1 protein-coding gene is annotated in these 571 nt (G+C 65.8%); it reads right to left on the minus strand.

Annotation, left to right across the window (positions count from 1 at the left end; all coding sequences use genetic code 11):
* Positions 1-571, minus strand: a 571-nt coding sequence (locus DYI24_RS27585; protein ID WP_246701400.1) for a class I SAM-dependent methyltransferase, incomplete at both ends; no start/stop codon positions are given.

The raw sequence follows: 571 nt of genomic DNA on the forward strand, positions 1-571 counted from the left end.
GGGTGACGTCGAACAGCGTCAGCCAGCGCCGCAGCAGGTTGCGCGCCACCGAAGGTAGGCCGCGCTGATCACCGAAGTCGACGATGTGCAGCTTGCCGCCCGGCTTCAAGTTGGCGACGGCGCGATCGATCACCGCGGTCCAGTCCGGGATCATCGACAGGCTGTAGGAGATCATGACGTGGTCGAAGCTGACCGCCTGGCCGAACACCGCCTGCGCGGTGAAGGCGGTGGCGTCGCCGTGCGCGACCTTGACCCGCGACATCAGCCCGGCGCCTTCGATCGAACTGATCGCCGAGGTCAGCATCTCGGTCGACACGTCGAGGCCGTAAAATTTCACCTCGCGGTAGCGCGTCGCCGCCTGGATCAGGTTGCGGCCGGTGCCGCAGCCGACTTCCAGCACGGCTTCGCCGGCCTTCGGCTGCAGCTCGGTAATCAGTTGATCGCGGCCGAGAAGATAGTACCGGCGGGTCAGGTCGTAGATGTGCCGTTGATAGCGGTACATCCGATTCATCCGCGAGGTCGCGTCGACCGGCCACGCCGGATCGGCGGTGAGTTCGTGGTGCGTCAGCTC

Origin of the sequence: Rhodopseudomonas sp. BR0C11 (genome assembly GCF_010820945.1) — a bacterium.
Classification (GTDB): domain Bacteria; phylum Pseudomonadota; class Alphaproteobacteria; order Rhizobiales; family Xanthobacteraceae; genus Rhodopseudomonas; species Rhodopseudomonas palustris_H.